The organism is Kytococcus schroeteri (assembly GCF_002847825.1).
Taxonomy (GTDB): domain Bacteria; phylum Actinomycetota; class Actinomycetes; order Actinomycetales; family Dermatophilaceae; genus Kytococcus; species Kytococcus schroeteri.
This window is the reverse complement of record NZ_PKIZ01000002.1, coordinates 1-16,725: the sequence shown is the minus strand read 5'-3', so window position 1 is coordinate 16,725 and position 16,725 is coordinate 1. Positions and strand designations below refer to the sequence as shown.

At 70.6% G+C, this 16,725-nt stretch carries 16 protein-coding genes; 9 read left to right on the top strand and 7 right to left on the bottom strand.

Annotated elements, in window-relative coordinates:
* The first annotated feature begins 252 nt into the window (after positions 1-252).
* The 3 genes from CYJ76_RS01215 to CYJ76_RS01205 all read left to right on the top strand — a co-directional run bounded on the left by CYJ76_RS01215 (position 253) and on the right by CYJ76_RS01205 (position 2,669).
* On the top strand, positions 253-489 hold the full coding sequence (locus CYJ76_RS01215; RefSeq protein WP_101849012.1) for a DUF3046 domain-containing protein: 237 nt from the start codon (positions 253-255) through the stop codon (positions 487-489).
* Between the two features lie 293 nt (positions 490-782).
* Positions 783-1,886, top strand: coding sequence for a recombinase RecA (gene recA / locus CYJ76_RS01210; RefSeq protein ID WP_070703360.1), 1,104 nt, complete (start codon positions 783-785; stop codon positions 1,884-1,886).
* A 57-nt stretch (positions 1,887-1,943) separates the two neighbouring features.
* Positions 1,944-2,669, top strand: coding sequence for a regulatory protein RecX (locus CYJ76_RS01205; RefSeq protein WP_238138106.1), 726 nt, complete (start codon positions 1,944-1,946; stop codon positions 2,667-2,669).
* Positions 2,670-2,681: 12 nt separating this feature from the next.
* Here the strand turns inward: CYJ76_RS01205 and CYJ76_RS01200 are convergent, their stop codons facing one another.
* The gene (locus CYJ76_RS01200; RefSeq protein WP_083323372.1) at positions 2,682-4,025 is read right to left on the bottom strand and encodes a pyroglutamyl peptidase; all 1,344 of its coding nucleotides are present in this window, start codon (positions 4,023-4,025) and stop codon (positions 2,682-2,684) included.
* A 132-nt stretch (positions 4,026-4,157) separates the two neighbouring features.
* Complete coding sequence (locus CYJ76_RS01195; protein ID WP_070703346.1) at positions 4,158-4,544, bottom strand: antibiotic biosynthesis monooxygenase family protein; 387 nt, start codon at positions 4,542-4,544, stop codon at positions 4,158-4,160.
* Positions 4,545-4,616: 72 nt separating this feature from the next.
* On the opposite strand from CYJ76_RS01195, the gene miaB reads away from it, so the two are divergent.
* The 3 genes from miaB to CYJ76_RS12120 all read left to right on the top strand — a co-directional run bounded on the left by miaB (position 4,617) and on the right by CYJ76_RS12120 (position 7,050).
* The gene (gene miaB / locus CYJ76_RS01190) at positions 4,617-6,152 is read left to right on the top strand and encodes a tRNA (N6-isopentenyl adenosine(37)-C2)-methylthiotransferase MiaB (protein WP_101849011.1); all 1,536 of its coding nucleotides are present in this window, start codon (positions 4,617-4,619) and stop codon (positions 6,150-6,152) included.
* An 89-nt stretch (positions 6,153-6,241) separates the two neighbouring features.
* Complete coding sequence (locus tag CYJ76_RS01185) at positions 6,242-6,871, top strand: alpha/beta hydrolase (protein ID WP_101849010.1); 630 nt, start codon at positions 6,242-6,244, stop codon at positions 6,869-6,871.
* Entirely contained in the window at positions 6,868-7,050 is a 183-nt protein-coding gene (locus CYJ76_RS12120; protein WP_141494787.1) for a hypothetical protein, read from the top strand. Before CYJ76_RS01185 ends, CYJ76_RS12120 begins: the two co-directional genes overlap by 4 nt.
* A 77-nt stretch (positions 7,051-7,127) precedes the next feature.
* On the opposite strand, the gene ppdK is transcribed toward CYJ76_RS12120, so the two are convergent.
* Together ppdK and CYJ76_RS01175 are read right to left on the bottom strand one after the other, a co-directional pair.
* Positions 7,128-9,788, bottom strand: a complete 2,661-nt coding sequence (gene ppdK / locus CYJ76_RS01180) for a pyruvate, phosphate dikinase (RefSeq protein ID WP_101849009.1) — start codon at positions 9,786-9,788, stop codon at positions 7,128-7,130.
* A 55-nt stretch (positions 9,789-9,843) separates the two neighbouring features.
* Positions 9,844-10,680, bottom strand: a complete 837-nt coding sequence (locus CYJ76_RS01175) for a pyruvate, water dikinase regulatory protein (RefSeq protein WP_101849008.1) — start codon at positions 10,678-10,680, stop codon at positions 9,844-9,846.
* 32 nt (positions 10,681-10,712) lie between these two features.
* Here CYJ76_RS01175 and miaA point away from each other — a divergent pair, with 32 nt between their 5' ends.
* Both miaA and CYJ76_RS01165 read left to right on the top strand, forming a co-directional pair.
* Positions 10,713-11,681: a tRNA (adenosine(37)-N6)-dimethylallyltransferase MiaA gene (gene miaA, locus CYJ76_RS01170; RefSeq protein ID WP_101849007.1), complete on the top strand. Its 969-nt coding sequence runs from the start codon at positions 10,713-10,715 to the stop codon at positions 11,679-11,681.
* A 70-nt stretch (positions 11,682-11,751) separates the two neighbouring features.
* Positions 11,752-12,909 carry a GNAT family N-acetyltransferase gene (locus tag CYJ76_RS01165; RefSeq protein ID WP_101849006.1) on the top strand — a complete coding sequence of 386 codons (1,158 nt, stop codon included), beginning with the start codon at positions 11,752-11,754 and terminating at the stop codon, positions 12,907-12,909.
* Positions 12,910-12,912: 3 nt separating this feature from the next.
* Here CYJ76_RS01165 and CYJ76_RS12115 read toward each other — a convergent pair whose 3' ends face one another.
* The 3 genes from CYJ76_RS12115 to CYJ76_RS01155 form a co-directional block, all read right to left on the bottom strand.
* Positions 12,913-13,515 carry a hypothetical protein gene (locus CYJ76_RS12115; RefSeq protein WP_144043007.1) on the bottom strand — a complete coding sequence of 201 codons (603 nt, stop codon included), beginning with the start codon at positions 13,513-13,515 and terminating at the stop codon, positions 12,913-12,915.
* Positions 13,516-13,518: 3 nt separating this feature from the next.
* The gene (locus CYJ76_RS01160; protein WP_180802165.1) at positions 13,519-14,667 is read right to left on the bottom strand and encodes a ParA family protein; all 1,149 of its coding nucleotides are present in this window, start codon (positions 14,665-14,667) and stop codon (positions 13,519-13,521) included.
* 109 nt (positions 14,668-14,776) lie between these two features.
* Positions 14,777-15,484 (bottom strand): class I SAM-dependent methyltransferase, encoded by a 708-nt coding sequence (locus CYJ76_RS01155; protein ID WP_101849004.1) that lies wholly within the window; start codon positions 15,482-15,484, stop codon positions 14,777-14,779.
* Between the two features lie 227 nt (positions 15,485-15,711).
* On the opposite strand from CYJ76_RS01155, the gene CYJ76_RS01145 reads away from it, so the two are divergent.
* Complete coding sequence (locus CYJ76_RS01145) at positions 15,712-16,548, top strand: hypothetical protein (protein ID WP_144043006.1); 837 nt, start codon at positions 15,712-15,714, stop codon at positions 16,546-16,548.
* Positions 16,549-16,725: the final 177 nt, after the last annotated feature.

Genomic DNA, 16,725 nt, shown 5'->3' with positions numbered 1-16,725 from the left:
TCAGCCTGCCACCGCGCACCGACGACCTCGCGTGCGGACGCGCGAGAGGGCCCGCAGCCGGGTGGCTGCGGGCCCTGCGCGAGGGGTGTGCGTCGCGTCAGCGGCGGCCGGTGCCCGGCAGGTCGTCGCGGTCCAGACGGCCGTCGCCGTCACCGAAGCTGTCGTCCGCACGCTGGGTGAGGCCGTCGATCGGGAGGTGGTGTCGGTGCGGGTGGTGCCGGCGGCGCGTGAAGGAACTGTGAGACTGACGCCATGCGCAACAGCCAGCTGGACGAGCTCATGGCCGAGGAGTTCGGGGCCGCGATGGCCGGCCACATCCGCCGCAACCACGTCCTCTCGGAGGTGGCGGGGGAGCGCACGGTGGAGGAGGCCCTGGCCGCCGGTGTGCCGCCGCGGCAGGTGTGGCACTCGCTGTGCGTGGACTTCGACGTGCCGGCCGAGCGGCAGTGGGGGCCGGACCCGGGGCCTCCCGCCGGGCGGGTCGACTGAGGCCGGGCGGACGGGTGCGTCGTGTCACGGGGCAGGGGCGCGACACGCCGAACAGTCGTCGGTCGACGGGCGAACAGGTGTTCTGTAGTCTGTGCGCAGGAACGCTCGCCGTGCGCCTCGGCCCGTCAGCTCGTCCACAGTCCGTGGCGCGCTCGGGGGAGGTTGTCTGTGGGCGCTCCTAGCGTCTGACGCAGACCCGTGAACGACCGCCCGGGGATCAACCGGGCCGTCTCGCGGGAGGCATGCGTCGAAGGTGGGCGCGCCCGACACGATGTGACAAGGAAGTGGTGAGCATGGCCGGCAAGAAGACCAACACCGACCCGACCGCGGAGCGCGCGCGGTCCCTCGACGCCGTGATGGCGCAGATCGAGAAGCAGCACGGCAAGGGCGCCGTGATGCGCCTGGGTGACGACACGCGTCCGCCCATCGCCACCATCCCGACGGGGTCCATCGCCCTCGACGTCGCGCTCGGCCTGGGTGGCCTGCCCCGCGGGCGTGTCATCGAGATCTACGGCCCGGAGTCCTCCGGTAAGACGACCGTGGCCCTGCACGCCGTGGCCAACGCGCAGAAGGCCGGCGGCATCGCGGCGTTCATCGACGCCGAGCACGCGCTGGACCCGGAGTACGCCCGGAAGCTGGGTGTGGACGTCGACAACCTGCTCGTGTCGCAGCCCGACACCGGTGAGCAGGCGCTGGAGATCGCGGACATGCTGATCCGCTCCGGTGCGCTGGACATCATCGTCATCGACTCCGTGGCGGCCCTGGTGCCCCGCGCCGAGATCGAGGGCGAGATGGGTGACTCCCACGTGGGTCTGCAGGCCCGCCTCATGAGCCAGGCGCTGCGCAAGATCACCGGTGCCCTGAGCAGCACCGGCACCACGGCCATCTTCATCAACCAGCTGCGCGAGAAGATCGGCGTGATGTTCGGCTCCCCGGAGACCACCACCGGTGGTAAGGCGCTGAAGTTCTACGCTTCGGTGCGCATCGACGTGCGCCGCATCGAGACGCTCAAGGACGGTACCGAGCCGGTCGGCAACCGCACCCGCGCCAAGATCGTCAAGAACAAGGTCTCGCCGCCGTTCAAGCAGGCCGAGTTCGACATCCTCTACGGGCAGGGCATCTCCCGGGAGGGCGGCATCATCGACATGGGCGTGGAGCACGGCTTCATCCGCAAGTCGGGTGCCTGGTACACCTACGACGGCGACCAGCTGGGGCAGGGCAAGGAGAACGCCCGGCAGTTCCTGCGTGACAACCCGGACCTCACCGAGGAGCTGGACCGCAAGATCAAGGCCAAGCTCGGCATCGGGGTGGACCCGAACGCGGTGACCGAGGACGTGGACGCCGAGGCGGCCGCCCTGGCCGCGGGCCAGCCCGACGAGGTCGAGGTCACCTTCTGACCGTGATCGCACCGCAGCGCACCGAGCGCACCACCGCACCCGTGGGACCCGGTTCCCGTGGGTGACGGCTCCCTGACCCCGGGCCCCGACGCGTCGACCCCGCGTCGGGGTCCGGCCCGTGCACCGGACATGGAGGAGCTGCGTCGCATCGCGGCCGGGGAGGTGGACGGTCTCGGGGTCGGCGCGCCCACCTCCCCGCCGTCGTCCGCCCCGTCCCGGCCGTCGGCGCCACCGCCGCCCCCCGAGGACCCCGCGCAGCAGGACGCCGAGGCCGACCCCCACGAGGTGGCGCGTGCCATCGTCCTGCGGCAGCTCACCGCCGCCCCGAGGAGCCGTCGGCAGCTCGAGGACAAGCTGGCCCAGCGGGGGTGCGACCCCGAGGTGGCCCGCGTGGTCCTCGACCGGATGGAGGCCGTCGGACTGGTGGACGACGAGGCGTACGCCCACATGCTCGTGCGCTCCCAGCAGCAGGGTCGCGGACTGGCCCGCCGCGGGCTGGCGCACGAGCTGCGGCGCAAGGGGATCGACGAGGAGGTCGCCCAGCAGGCCCTCGCCGACGAGGTCGCCCAGCAGGCCCTCGCCGACGAGGTGACACCCGATGGTGAGCGGGCCCGGGCCGAGCAGCTCGTGGCCAAGAAGTTGCGCACCATGAGCGGCCTCGACCGGCAGGTGAAGACCCGTCGGCTCGCGGGCATGCTCGCCCGCAAGGGCTACTCCGGGGAGGTCGCGTACTCGGTCATCCGCGAGGCGCTCGACCAGGACCCCGAGCACCAGCGCGACTGACCCCGCGGGCCCTCAGCGCGTGGACCGCGCCGTGCGCACGACCAGCTCCCGCACCTGGGCCGTGATCGCCTCCCGGTTGGCCTCGAACTGCGACGAGGTGAGCTGCGTCCTGTCCTCCGGCAGGCCCTCCAGCACCGGCGTGTGGACGTGCCCGCCGGGCACGTCCAGGCCCACGGCGTCCCGCAGCAGCGTCGCCCGGTAGGCCACCTCGTTGGAGAGGTAGTTGCCACCCCCGCCAGCCCGTGCCTGCGACCCCTCGGTGGGGCCGTCGGGCCGGACCGTCCCGGGGGACTTCGGGGCCGGGCAGGTCGTGGTCACCGGTTCGGGGGGCGTGTCGCCGGGAACCTCCGTGACCTCGGTGTTGCGCACCACGGGGAAGGGCCCGCTGGGTCGGGCGGTGAGGGCGTCCATGGGCAGCGTGGACCGGGTCCACTGGGGCTGGGGCGTCACCGTCGGGGACTGCGGGGCCGGGACCTGGCCCCGGTGGCACACGAACTCGTTGTCGTGGAACCCGGCACGCCAGGCCCCGTTCGTCACCTCGAGGTCGAACTGGCCCGGTCGCCCCTGGCTCACGGTGGTGAACGCGTCGATCCCGTCGCGGCCGGTGGTGAAGTGCGGCAGCAGCGTGTCCTCGACCATCCCGTGGTCGAAGTCCCGCCACCGCACCGGGAGCATCGCGGCCTCGATGCGCACCGGCCCGTCCGGTCCGGCGACGGTCAACCCGTCGAGCGCGAGGGCCGCGGCGCCCGACGGGTTGGCCTGGCGGACGTCCTCGTCCAGGGTGAACGGGTCGAAGCCCGTGACGAGCACGCGCTTCACGCCGCGGCCCTTGGGGAAGTGGACGTCCTCCTGCCCGCGGGACACGCGGTCGAGGCGGTCGACGAGGTCCTGCCGCTGCGCCGCCGACAGGTGGGCGCTGCCGGCGTGCTGCCGGATGCTGGCCACCATCGCCAAGCGCGCCCAGTAGAGCGGGCGGTCGTCCCCGGCGCTCAACCACCCACCGGTGTCGACCCGGCCCTGGGCCCGGTCGACGGCGAGCTCCCACAGGGCGGCGCCGTGCTCCTGCACCACCTGCTCTGCCGCCTCGGCGTCCGGAGCCGCGCACAGGGCGCGCTGGAACGAGGCCACCTGGTCCCCGAAGCCGCCGCCGGCCACGAGGGCTGCCGCCTCGGGGCGTGCGAGGAAGGCCTCCTCGGGCGTGAGGGGGACGTCCCCGTCCGCGCACGGGGAGGCCGGCAGGGTCGGTGCGGTGGAGGTGGCCTCTGCCAGCGGGCGGCTCTGGCTCGGCCCGCCGGAGAGGGTGGTCAGGGTGACAGCCGCGGTCAGGACGGCAACGGCGCGGGTGGGGCGCGACATGGATCCTCCTGGGGGGGGTCACAGCACCGTACCCACCGGGACCCGAGGGGGCGTCGAGGACCGACCCGGACCAGATCCCGCCCAGCGACCCGGCTGAGATGTGGGCGTCGTCACGCCCGATGGGTGGTCGGCTCAGGCCTCGCCGGCACCACCACCGGTGCTGCCGCCGGCCACGTCGTAGGACCACAGCTCGGCGCTCATGCCCACCGGCTTCTGGCGGGGCTGCTCGCCACCCTCACCGTGCGCGCCGGACGCGGCCTCGGAGCCCTCGGGACGGCCCTGCCCGCCGTGGGCCTTCTGGAAGTCCCGGCCGGAGGTCCACGCCTCGAAGGAGGCCTCGTCGGCCCAGCGGGTCACCACCAGCCAGACGTTGCGGCCGTCGGTGGGGCGCAGCAACTCGAAGCCCTTGAAGCCCGGCTGGCCGTCCACGGCGCCCGCGCGCTGCGCGAAGCGGTGGGCGAGCTCGTCGCCGGAGTCGGCGGGCACGGTGATGGCGTTGATCTTGATGACGTCGCTCATGCCCCTATCGTGGCACCGGGCCCCTCGCGGCCGGCGGGGGAGTCACCCGCGGCGCGTAGAATCCGCCCCACGATGAGCACCTCCACCACCGGCAAGACCTACGACGTCCGCACCCACGGGTGCCAGATGAACGTGCACGACTCCGAGCGCCTCTCGGGCCTGCTCGAGGGGGCTGGCTACACCGACCTGGCGGCACTGGACGCCGCCGAGCGCCCGGAGACCGCCGACGTGGTGGTGTTCAACACCTGCGCGGTGCGCGAGAACGCCGCCAACAAGCTCTACGGCAACCTCGGCCAGCTGCGGCAGGCCAAGCTGCGTAACCCGGACCTGCAGATCGCCGTCGGCGGCTGCTTGGCCCAGATGGACCGCGACACCATCGTGAAGAAGGCGCCGTGGGTCGATGTGGTCTTCGGCACCCACAACATCGGCTCCCTGCCGGTGCTGCTGGAGCGCGCCCGCCACAACCGCGAGGCCCAGGTGGAGATCCTGGAGTCGCTCGAGACCTTCCCGTCCACCCTGCCGACCCGCCGCGACAGCGCGTACTCCGGCTGGGTGTCCATCAGCGTGGGCTGCAACAACACGTGCACCTTCTGCATCGTGCCCAGCCTGCGCGGCAAGGAGAAGGACCGCCGCCCCGGCGACGTCCTGGCCGAGGTGCAGGCGCTGGTGGACCAGGGCGTCGTGGAGGTGACCCTGCTGGGGCAGAACGTCAACACCTACGGCGTGGAGTTCGGCGACCGTCAGGCCTTCAGCAAGCTGCTGCGCGCCTGCGGCGAGATCGAGGGCCTGGAGCGCGTGCGCTTCACCTCCCCGCACCCGGCCGCCTTCACCGACGACGTCATCGACGCCATGGCCGAGACGCCCAACGTCATGCCGAGCCTGCACATGCCGCTGCAGTCCGGCTCGGACAAGGTGCTCAAGGACATGCGGCGCAGCTACCGGGGCAAGAAGTTCCTGGGCATCCTGGAGCGCGTCCGCGAGCAGATCCCGCACGCGGCCATCACCACCGACCTCATCGTGGGCTTCCCCGGCGAGACCGAGGAGGACTTCGCCGAGACCCTGCGCGTGGTGGAGGCCAGCCGCTTCTCCAGCGCCTTCACCTTCCAGTACTCCATCCGCGAGGGCACGCCCGCGGCCACGATGGAGAACCAGGTGCCCAAGGATGTCGTGCAGGACCGCTTCGACCGCCTCATCGAGCTGCAGGAACGCATCTCCTGGGAGGAGAACCGCGCCCAGGAGGGGCGCACCGTCGAGGTGCTGGTGGCCCCCGGCGAGGGCCGCAAGGACGCCGAGACCCAGCGCATGTCCGGCCGTGCGGACGACAACCGCCTGGTGCACTTCGCGCTGCCGGCAGACCTCCCCGAGGCCGACCTCCCCCGCCCCGGCGACATGGTCACCGTGGAGGTCACCTACGGCGCCCCGCACAACCTCATCGCCGACTCAGCGGTGCAGGGCGGCACCTTCTCCGTGCGCCGCACCGCCGGCGGCGACGCGTGGGAGCGGGCCCAGGGCATGCCCGCCAAGAAGCCGGCGGTCGGCCTGGGGATGCCCGGCATCGGCCGGCCGCCGGCCCCGGACGTGACGCAGGCCCCCTGCCGAGTGGACTGAGCACCGCCCGTCGGGCCGGGTCGCACGCCCGCCCGGCGGTAGCCTCCGGGCGTCCAGGGGAACCGCCCCTGCCGACCCCAGGAGAGCCCATGCGTCGACTCCCCGTGGCCGTCGTGGCCGCCCTCTGCCTCGCCCCGATGGCGGTGCCCGCCGGTGCCGCACCCGCGGCCACCCCCCCGTCCGGTGCCGCCACGAGCTCGTCCACGCCGGGGAGCGCGGGCAACGACTCGATGGCCCTGGACGCCGCCGCCAAGGGCACCGACCGGGCGGCGGAGTACCCCGACCAGGGGGACGGCCCGCACTCCCCGCGCAACCGCACCCCCGAGCCCCTCTCGGTGAAGCGCAGCGGCGGGGTGGAGGTCCGCGCCGTGGACCTCGGCGACATCGACCTGGGTGGCCCGAGGAACCCCGGGGAGTTCCGCGCGCCGGTGCGGGGCCAGCTGTACCGGCCCGCCCACGCCCGGGGCAAGGCGCCGCTGCTGGTCTTCGGCCACCTGCGCGCCCCCGCCTGCACCGACGACCTCTCGCGCTGGCCCTGCCCCGCCGGGTTCGAGCCGATGCGCTACGACCTGGGCATGGCCTACCTGGGCCAGGCGCTGGCCGAGCAGGGGTACGCGGTGCTCGTGCCGGACCTCGCCCCGCTCTACGTGGCCGGGGCCCTGAGCGACCCCTACGACCAGACCACGGGCTGGCTGCGCACCGTGGACGGCCTGCGATGAGGCCCGCGCAGGTGCTGACGCTGTCGGCCGGTGGGGCGGTGCTGCTCCTGCTGGCCGGCGTGGTGCTCTGGGCCACGGGCTCCGCCCCGCTGGGCCCGTTCCTGGCCCTGGTGGGCGTCCTCGACCTCTTCGCGCTGGGCCTCGTGGCCCGCACCTGGCGGCGCCAGGGACGGCTCTAGGAGGACCCGCACGACGAAGGGGCCCCGCCACCGGCGGGGCCCCTTCGTCATGTCACCGGGCGGTCAGCCCGGGGACGTCACTTGCCCTGGGCGTCCAGCACCGCGCGGGCCGCCGCGAAGCGGGCGATCGGCACACGGTAGGGGGAGCAGGACACGTAGTTGAGGCCGAGCTCCTCGAAGAGCGCGATGGAGGCTGGGTCACCACCGTGCTCGCCGCAGACGCCGAGCTTGAGGTCGGACTTGGTGGAGCGACCACCCTCGACACCCAGCTTCACCAGGCCGCCGACGCCGTCGACGTCGATGGAGCCGAAGGGGTTGCCCGGCACGACGTCCTCGTCGATGTAGTGGGCCAGGAAGGCGCCCTCGGCGTCGTCGCGGGAGATGCCCACACCGGTCTGGGTGAGGTCGTTGGTGCCGAAGGAGAAGAAGTCGGCGTGCTCGGCGATCTGGTCGGCGGTCACCGCGGCGCGGGGCAGCTCGATCATCGTGCCGACGGGGAAGTCCATCGACTCGCCAGCGGCCTGCAGCTCCTCGGCCACGGTGGCCTCGATGACCTCGCGCATGCGCTTGAGCTCCTCGGCGAAGCCCACCAGCGGCACCATGATCTCCACGTGCGGGTCGTTGCCGCGCTTCTTGGAGGCCAGGGCCGCACGCACGATGGCGCGGGTCTGCATGGCGGGGATCTCCGGGTAGAGCAGCGCCAGGCGCACACCGCGGGTACCCAGCATCGGGTTCTGCTCGGTGAGCTTCTTGACCTGCGCCAGCAGGGTGCGGGCCTCGGCCAGCTCGGCGTCGTCCTCGCCCCTGCCCTCGAGCTCCAGGCGCTGCACCAGCAGGGCCTGGTCCACGAGGTTGGGCAGGAACTCGTGCATCGGCGGGTCGAGCAGGCGCACGGTCACCGGCAGGCCGGCCATCGCGTCGAAGATCGCCTCGAAGTCCTCCTGCTGCAGCGGCAGGATCTCGGCCAGCGCCTGGGTGCGGGCCTCGTCGGAGTCGGCGAGGATCATCTTGCGCACGGCCGGCAGGCGGTCGGCCTCCATGAACATGTGCTCGGTGCGGCACAGGCCGATGCCCTGCGCGCCGAACTCCCGGGCCTTGGCGGCGTCGGCGCCGTTGTCGGCGTTGGCGCGCACGTCCATGCGGCGGATCTCGTCGGCCCAGCCCACGATGGTCTGGAAGTCGTCGTTCAGCTGCGGCGGCACGAGCTCCAAGGCGGAGGCGTAGACCTCACCGGTCGAGCCGTCCAGGGTGATCATGTCGCCCTCGCGCAGCACCGTCTCACCGATGGTGAGGGTCTTGGCCTCGGCGTCGATCTTGATCTTCGAGGCACCGGCCACGCAGGGCTTACCCATGCCACGGGCCACCACGGCCGCGTGGGAGGTCATGCCGCCGTGGGCGGTGAGCACGCCCTGGGCCACGATCACGCCGGCGATGTCGTCCGGGGTGGTCTCCCAGCGCACCAGCACCACGTCCTCGCCGGCCTTGCCGCGGGTGGCGGCGGTCTCGGCGTCGAACACGACCTCGCCCACGGCGGCGCCGGGGGAGGCGTTGAGGCCCTTGGTGACCGGGGTCTGGCCGTGGTCGGGGTTGATGGCCGGGTGCAGCAGCTGGTCGAGCTGCATCGGCTCGATGCGCTTCAGGGCGCCGGCCTTGTCGAGCTTGCCCTCGTTCACCATGTCGACGGCGATCTTGAAGGCGGCCGGGGCGGTGCGCTTGCCGTTGCGGGTCTGCAGCAGGTAGAGCTTGCCGTCCTCGACGGTGAACTCGATGTCCTGCATGTCGCCGTGGTGCTCCTCGAGACGGTTCATCGTCTCCATGAGCTCGGCGTAGGCCTGCGGCAGCACGGCCTCCATCTCGGCCAGCGGCTTGGGGGTGCGGATGCCGGCCACCACGTCCTCGCCCTGGGCGTTGACGAGGAACTCTCCGTAGAGCTCCTGGGCGCCGGTGGAGGGGTTGCGGGTGAAGCACACGCCGGTGGCGGAGGTCTCGCCGCGGTTGCCGAACACCATCTGCATGACGTTCACGGCGGTGCCCAGGTCGTCCGGGATGCCGTTGGCCTTGCGGTACACGCCGGCGCGCGGGGTGTCCCAGGAGGAGAAGACGGCGTTGACGGCGCGCTTCAGCTGCTCCTTGGGGTCGGTGGGGAACTCCTCGCCCATCTGGTCGCGCGAGACCTGCTTGTAGGTCTCCACCAGACCCTTGAGGTCCTCGGCGGTCAGGTCGGTGTCGTTCTCCACGCCGCGCTCGGCCTTGAGGGCGCGCAGGGCGTCCTCGTACACGTGGTGCGGCACGCCCTCCACGACGTCGCCGTACATCTGGATGAAGCGGCGGTAGGTGTCCCAGGCGAAGCGGTCGCCGAACTCGGCGGCCAGCGAGCCCACGGTGGAGTCGCTCACGCCGAGATTGAGGATGGTGTCCATCATGCCCGGCATGGAGATGACGGCGCCGGAGCGCACGGAGACCAGCAGCGGCTTCTCGGCGTCACCCAGGCGGCGGCCGGTGCGCTCCTCGAAACGGGCCAGCGAGTCCTCCACCTGACCCCACAGGTCGGCCGGCCACTCGCCGCCGTTGTTCATGGTGTCGATGCAGGCCGTGGTGGTGACCGTGAAGCCGTCCGGGACGGGGACGCCGAGCTTGATCATCTCCGAGAGGTTGGCTCCCTTGCCGCCCAGGAGGGGCTTCATCGAGATGTCGCCCTCGGAGAGGTCATAGGTGTACTTCGTGGCACCGCCGGTCATGCGGATCCTCCAGGTCACGTGGTTGTGGAGCAGTGGTGATGGGCCCCGGACGGGCCTACATCCCGGAAAGGGTAGCGCGGCGGTCCTCCACCAACTCGATGACACGGCCCGCGGATTCCTCGAGAGCGAGCTGGGTGGTGTCGATGGTGGGGCAGCCGACCTTGCGGAAGACCTCCTCGGCGTGGTCGAGCTCGTCGTAGATGCGCACCAGGTCGGCGTAGCCGTCCTTGCCCTGGTGGCCGCCGAGGGTCTCCACCCGGCGGGTGCGGATGTCCTGCAGGCGCGTGGGGTCGATGGTGAGGCCCACGATCTTCCAGCGTGGCACGGAGAACAGCCGCTGCGGGGGCTCGATGCCGCGCACCAGCGGGATGTTGGCGGTCTTGTAGCCCAGGTAGCCCAGGTACATCGACAGCGGCGTCTTGCCCGAGCGGGAGACACCGATGAGCACCACGTCGGCCTGGTCGAGCCGCTGGTCGGGATTGCCGTCGTCGTTGGCCACCGCGTACTCCATCGCCGCGATGCGGGTGAAGTAGTCCGCCCCGATGCCCACCGGCCGCACCTTGTGCTCGGCCTGGCGGTGGGCCACACGCTCCACGGCCCCCAGCGCGGGGCCCAGCAGGTCGACGTGCTCCAGGCGCAGCTGCTGGGCCAGCTCCTTCACGAGCTCGTGCAGGGAGGCGTCCACGATGGTGGAGTACACGACCACCGGCGCCCCGTCCTCGGCGATGCGCGCCATCACCGAGCGCAGCGTGGACTCGGTGGTGATGCGGGGGTGGCGCACGATGTGGGTGTCGATGTCCGGGAACTGGGCGGCCGTCGCACGGGCCACGCGGGCCGCGGTGTCGCCGGTGGAGTCCGCCACGACGTGGAACTCGATGGCCTGGGTGCTCATGGCCCCAGCGTAGGTGCGGGAGGATGGGCCCGATGTCGCACAGCACCCCGCCGCCCGCCCCGCCCACCGACGACCACCCGCTGGCGGGGCCGGTGCCGGTGGTGGCCGTGGTGGGGCAGACGGCCACGGGCAAGTCCGACCTGGGGCTGGCGCTCGCCGAGCGGCTGGGCGGGGAGGTGGTCAACAGCGACGCCTCGCAGCTCTACCGGGGCATGGACATCGGCACCGCCAAGCTGTCGGTGGCCGAGCGACGCGGCGTGCCGCACCACCAGCTGGACGTGCTCGACGTGACCCAGGAGGCCACGGTGGCCCGGTTCCAGGCGGACGGGCGCGAGGACATGGCCGGCATCCGGCAGCGGGGGCACGTGCCGGTGGTGGTGGGCGGCACCGGGTTGTACGTGCGGGCCCTGCTGGACCGGCTGGAGATCCCGCCCACCGACCCGGCCGTGCGTGCCGCGCTGGAGCAGCGCCTGGAGGCCGAGGGGGTGGAGCGCCTGTACGCCGAGCTGCAGCGCGTGGACGCCCCGGCCGCGGCCGGCATCGAACCGCGCAACGGGCGGCGGGTGGTGCGCGCGCTGGAGGTCATCGAGCTCACCGGGCGGCCGTTCAGCTCCACCATGCCCACGCGCGAGTTCCTCGTGCCGACGGTGCTCATCGGGCTGCGGGCCGACGACGCGGTGCTGCACCCCCGCATCGACGCGCGGGTGGAGCGGATGTGGGCCGCCGGGCTGCTCGAGGAGGTGCGGGCGCTCGACGCGGCGGGCCTGCGGACCGGGCCGGGGCGCACCGCGCGGCGCGCCATCGGCTACTCCCAGGCCCTCGCCCAGCTCGACGGGGAGATGACGCAGCACGAGGCGATCGCGGACACCCAGCAGGGCACGCGGCGCCTGGCCCGCCGGCAGCGCGCCTGGTACCGGCCGGACCCGCGCATCGTGTGGCTGGAGCACGACGCCGACGACCTGGTGGAGCAGGCGCTCGCCGTGGTGCGCGCCGCCGGCTGAGGAGGCGGGCGCCGAGGAGGGTGCCGCAAATTCGGTGGCGGGTTCGCGGCGCCCCTGCTGGGCTGGGCACATGACGCAGACCTTCGCCCTGGCCGAGCTCGACGTGACCCCCTCGGACGCCGCGCCCTCTCGCCTCACCGAGCAGGTGGTGGAACTCGACGCCCTGCTCGGGCAGGAGCTGCTGGGCCACGACGACATGACCGGTAACGACGCCGAGGGCGTGCTGCGCAACCTGCAGGAGACCGTCGCCCACCGGCGGCGGATGGTCCTGGCCGTCGACCGCGTCCCGCAGGGCGCGGTCGTGGGTGGGCTCGGCCTGCCCGTGCTGCCCGGCCGCGGTGAGACGGGAGAGACCACGGTGCTGGGTTCGGTGCTGGTCTCCCTGGGGCGCCAGGAGAACACCGACCGGGCGCACGTGGTGCTTGAGGTGCACCCCGGCCACCGCCGCCAGGGCATCGGCACCGCCCTGCACCGCGTGGCCGAGGAGGTCGCCCGCGCCGAGGGGCGCAGCGTGCTCGACACCTACACCGGCCACGCGCGCTCGGCGGAGCCGGGTTCGCCGGACGCCCTGGAGGCGCCCACCGGGTTCGGCGTGCTGGACCGCCGCGAGGGCCCGGCCGCCTTCGCGCTCGCCCACGGGTGGTGCCTGCTGCAGACCGAGACCCACTCGCAGCTGGACCCGACCGAGGGCATGGCGCGGGTGGGCGCCCTCGAGGCCGCGGCGTGGCCGCTGGCGCAGGGGTACGAGGTGGTCACCTGGAGCGGGCGCACCCCGGAGGAGCACGTCGAGGGCATGTGCGACCTCTACCGCCGCATGAGCACCGACGTGCCCCAGGGCGACCCCGGGCGCGAGGAGGAGGTGTGGACACCCGAGCGGGTGGAGGCCAACGACACCCGCCGGGAGGAGTCGGGCGCGCGGACGGTGTTCGCGATGGCGCGGCACGCCGCATCGGGGCAGGCGGTGGCCTACAGCTACCTGCAGACGCCGCGCCGTCGGCCCACGGCGGCCTACCAGGAGGACACCCTCGTGGCCGCCGAGCACCGCGGCCACCGGCTGGGGACGCTCGTGAAGACCGCGGCGCTGCGCCGGGCCGTGGCCGAGTGGCCGCAGGTGCAGCGCATCCACACGTGGAACGCCGGGGAGAACAGGCCCATGCTGGCCATCAACACCGCGCTCGGCTACCGACCGGTCAGTATCGAGGGGATCTGGGAGAAGCGGCTCGGCTGAAAATTACTTCTTGAGGCTAAGGGGGTCCTCTTTCATCAGTACATCCAGCGCATGCACGAAGTCAGACACGCCTTTCATGCAGTCCGTTACGTGCGAGGCCGAGATCGGGCGAAACTGCACGTCTCTCGAATACCAGTCGCCTTCATGGGCAATCTGGTTGCGGCGATCAAATTGAAGTTGAAGTTGTCCACGAACGCGATCCTCTCGGCTCCGTAGTTCGATCGCGACGTGGCGCCAGACTTCCTCGGGGTTGAGGCCAATTGCCTCAAAGAGGCGGTCAATTTGCTTAGGGGATGCCAAAGTCTTCTTCGTCAGGTGGTATCGCACGTACTTCTCGGGAGAGTTGGTAGTGAAATCACACTCATTTGCGTTCAGGTACCGAGCCGCCCTCGAAAGGTCTTCGCTCGAGTGCCCAATGGTCGCGACTAGCTTCCTGGCTCCTAGTTCATGAATATATGAGTCAAGGGCGGCGATCGCCATCATGACGGCAGATCGGAAGTGAACTTCTGCCGCCTCTTGGGCGCCTTGGGCGTCACACCTGTTCCCGGATTCGGTCAGATGCTCGACGTGCTTAATGAGAGCCTCGAATACTTCAATGGGGTGCATGGTTCACTTTGGCCCAGAGGAGAGCCTTACGATGCGATCGGAGAAATCGGTAAAGATTCTATCCAAGCTCGCAATTTGGCGCTGGGATCCTTCTAGGACCACGCCGACCTGGCCGAGTTGATCCTCAGTGAGTGCAAATACCGGCACACGGTACTCTTGGGCCTTCGGGAGAAGGCTGTTGAAATCCTGAATTTGGGCCAAAATTCTGTCATCATCTACGCCGGCGTGCTCGTATTCACTTTCCGAGAATGTGAGGCCCGCTCGATGCAATGCCGGCGTAAGTTCCTGTGAATTTGCTTGGCGAACCTTCTTGATCCAGTTGTCAAACGGCCTAGTTGGCGTGCCTGTTGGGTTGTCAGGCGTCGGCTTGCGGTACAACTTGTATCGCTGAATGACTGTTCCTGCGAATCGGAGTCGAGGCTCCGGGAATGGGTATGTCGCTTCGGCAAGGATGTCGTTCTGGCTGGCCAGCTGGGCCCATCTGATCCATCGAGGAATCACTCCGGCCAAGGATCGGAAGGCCATGATTGAGAAGAAGTCGGGGGCCGCGGGAACGACAAGGAGATCGCTGACCGCGACGATGTTTTGGTTTAGGGCGCCCAAGCTTGGGCTCATGTCCACGACTACATAGTCGACGTCCAGCTGTCTAGCAGTCTCGGAGACGAGGTAGTGCAGTGCTCCTGGTAGATTCTTGAGGGCAGAAAGAGATCCCGCAAGTTCCTGTGCGACTGCCAAGGTGGTCTCATACTCGCCGAGGCGAAGGTGCCCGGGAAGCAAGAACAGGTTTTTGCACTGGTCAAGCTTCAGGCAGTCGACGGGTTCAAGGAGCTTCGGTTGTGATTCGAAAGCTGGCTGAAGGGCCCCAAAGAGTGTGCGGTCAAAGTTCTGGGCCCAGAAATCGCTGGCATTCTCCTGATTTGCCGAGAAGGCTTCAGACTCTTTATCGTCTGCCTCGACCTCGAATGAAGGGCGATCATTATCTGGCCACATCTTGTTGAGTCCCAGTGCCACGCCGGTGAGGTTGCACTGGGGATCCGCGTCGACCAGGACGACACGATGCCCCCTCTGCGCCAACTTCCATCCAAGGTTGAACACGGTGGTCGTCTTGGATACGCCGCCCTTGTGGTTGAATACCGAGATAATTTCCGTCATTGTCCCTCCGTTGCTTATTTGAAGATGATCGTAGCGCGGGGATGCGCGTGTCGCAACGGTGCAGACGAATGCGCCTACGCCCCAGTCAAACCATGTGTCTTGGGTCACCTCAGGCGGGGTGGGCCTCGAGCACCCAGAAGGCCTTGTGGCGGGCGACACGGTCACAGGTGAAGGCCGTGGCCTCATCATCGCCGAGTGAAGGCGCCAGGCTGGACAGCGCTTCGGCGTCGAGCGTGGCGACCCACCGCTGCAGCGACGGCGCGCCGAGGTTCTTCCCCACCACGAGGCGCGCCACCCCCTCGGGGCGCAGGCGGGGCAGCCACGTGGCCAGGATCTGGTGGAGGGCCTCCTTGCCCACGCGGATGGGCGGGTTGGACCAGATCCCGTCGAGGCGCACGTCGACGGGCACCTCCTGCGGCAGGCACACGGTGACACCCGGGCCGCCGGGCGCGTCGGCCAGCACCCCGAGGCGTCGCGCGTTCTCCCGGGCCAGGTCGGCCGCGCGCTCGTTGACCTCGACCGCCCACACCGCCGCACCGGGGCACTGCAGGGCCAGGGAGAGCGCCACCGGCCCCCACCCGCAGCCGATGTCGAGGAGCACCGGTGCGCCGTCGACCACCGCGGGGGCGAGCACCTCCCGGACCGGCGAGGACTCCAGGAGCAGCGCGGTGGCGTGGTCCAGGTGGTCGGGGGAGAAGACCCCACCGGCGGTCACGAGTCGGTGGGTGCGACCGGCCAGCTCCACCTCGATCTCACGGCGCTCGCCGGCCGATGCGGGGGCGGCGGAGAAGTAGTGGTCGGGTGCGGCGGGAGACATGGGTGGAGGCTAGTCGGTGGCCTCCGCCTCACGAGAGGCGTTGGCATGAGGCCCGGCGAAGGGGGGAGCCTCCGTCTGAGGCTCGAGCGGTTAAAGAGCGTTCAACAACACTTGGTGTGGCCATTTCATCACTGGTAGAACAGGCGATGCCACCGGGCACCAACCATCCGGATCCGCAGTCAGCCGCCGTCACGTCGTGCGGCGCGTCCCACGCCAGGAGACTTCACATGTCCAGCCGAACACACACGGCAACCTCCCGCCGCACCCTTGTCCAGGGGGCCGCATGGTCCGCCCCGGCCGTCGCCCTGTCGACGGCTGTCCCCGCCGTCGCGGCGTCGTGCACCACGGTCAGGTGCGTCACCCAGGTCATCGACTGGGACCTGCGCGCCAACTGGGTGCGCACCTCCAACACCACCGGCGTCTACACGCTGCCCCTCACCGGCAGCACCGTCAGCGGCGCCACCACCCTGAGCGCCAACGTCGTCCAGACGATGTCGGGCATCATGCGCACTGGCGTCCGCGGGAGCACCGAGCCCCAGTGGTCGAGGCAGAGTTTCAACGAGAACCTCACCATCACCAACGGCGATCACGACCCGGGCGTCGTGTCGACCAGCACCGGCAACGGCCTGCAGATCCACCAGCAGCCCGACAACGGCACCGGGGTCAACGCCTCGACGGGGTCGCGCAACGACCGGTCGGCCACAACCTTCACCTTCTCGGAGCCGCTGTGCTCCCTGTCCTTCCGCATCCGCGACATCGACGCGAAGGCGGATGACTTCGTGGACAAGGTGGAGCTGTCGTCCCCGGCGGCCTTCACCACCACCCGTGGCGCCAGCCTGCGCGGCACCGGCACCCCCACCGACCCGTGGACCCAGACCCGCTACGCGGACGTCTCGCCGAAGGACGACGCCTCCTCGGTTCTGGTGAACTTCGCCGTGCCGGTGCAGACCTTCACCGTCACCTACTGGAACTCCCTGCGGGTCAACACCGCAAACCGTCTGGACGGCGACCAGCGCATCTTCCTCGGTGACCTGACGGTCGGCATCCGCAAGTACGTCTGCTGATCGACCTCCCGAGCAGGACACCTGACGGCCACCCGGTGCTCACCGGGTGGCCGTCCTTGCCTCACCGGCCGCTCACCTAGGTGTGATGTCCAGCCAGGTTGTTGAGGCGGCTGACTGGCGGGGCTCCGATCGCGGAGTGGACCCGGTGGTGATTGTAGAAGTGGATCCAGCCGGGGA

What these genes read in the sequence shown, in the direction of transcription:
- CYJ76_RS12115 (WP_144043007.1), bottom strand. Translation starts at nt 13,515, where the DNA reads ATGCACCCCATTGAAGTATTCGAGGCTCTCATTAAGCACGTCGAGCAT.
- CYJ76_RS01160 (WP_180802165.1), bottom strand. Translation starts at nt 14,667, where the DNA reads ATGACGGAAATTATCTCGGTATTCAACCACAAGGGCGGCGTATCCAAG.
- CYJ76_RS01200 (WP_083323372.1), bottom strand. Translation starts at nt 4,025, where the DNA reads ATGTCGCGCCCCACCCGCGCCGTTGCCGTCCTGACCGCGGCTGTCACC.
- CYJ76_RS01145 (WP_144043006.1), top strand. Translation starts at nt 15,712, where the DNA reads ATGTCCAGCCGAACACACACGGCAACCTCCCGCCGCACCCTTGTCCAG.
- CYJ76_RS01155 (WP_101849004.1), bottom strand. Translation starts at nt 15,484, where the DNA reads ATGTCTCCCGCCGCACCCGACCACTACTTCTCCGCCGCCCCCGCATCG.
- CYJ76_RS01215 (WP_101849012.1), top strand. Translation starts at nt 253, where the DNA reads ATGCGCAACAGCCAGCTGGACGAGCTCATGGCCGAGGAGTTCGGGGCC.
- CYJ76_RS12120 (WP_141494787.1), top strand. Translation starts at nt 6,868, where the DNA reads ATGAGGCCCGCGCAGGTGCTGACGCTGTCGGCCGGTGGGGCGGTGCTG.
- miaB (WP_101849011.1), top strand. Translation starts at nt 4,617, where the DNA reads ATGAGCACCTCCACCACCGGCAAGACCTACGACGTCCGCACCCACGGG.
- CYJ76_RS01175 (WP_101849008.1), bottom strand. Translation starts at nt 10,680, where the DNA reads ATGAGCACCCAGGCCATCGAGTTCCACGTCGTGGCGGACTCCACCGGC.
- recA (WP_070703360.1), top strand. Translation starts at nt 783, where the DNA reads ATGGCCGGCAAGAAGACCAACACCGACCCGACCGCGGAGCGCGCGCGG.
- CYJ76_RS01195 (WP_070703346.1), bottom strand. Translation starts at nt 4,544, where the DNA reads ATGAGCGACGTCATCAAGATCAACGCCATCACCGTGCCCGCCGACTCC.
- CYJ76_RS01165 (WP_101849006.1), top strand. Translation starts at nt 11,752, where the DNA reads ATGACGCAGACCTTCGCCCTGGCCGAGCTCGACGTGACCCCCTCGGAC.
- CYJ76_RS01185 (WP_101849010.1), top strand. Translation starts at nt 6,242, where the DNA reads ATGCGTCGACTCCCCGTGGCCGTCGTGGCCGCCCTCTGCCTCGCCCCG.
- ppdK (WP_101849009.1), bottom strand. Translation starts at nt 9,788, where the DNA reads ATGACCGGCGGTGCCACGAAGTACACCTATGACCTCTCCGAGGGCGAC.
- miaA (WP_101849007.1), top strand. Translation starts at nt 10,713, where the DNA reads ATGTCGCACAGCACCCCGCCGCCCGCCCCGCCCACCGACGACCACCCG.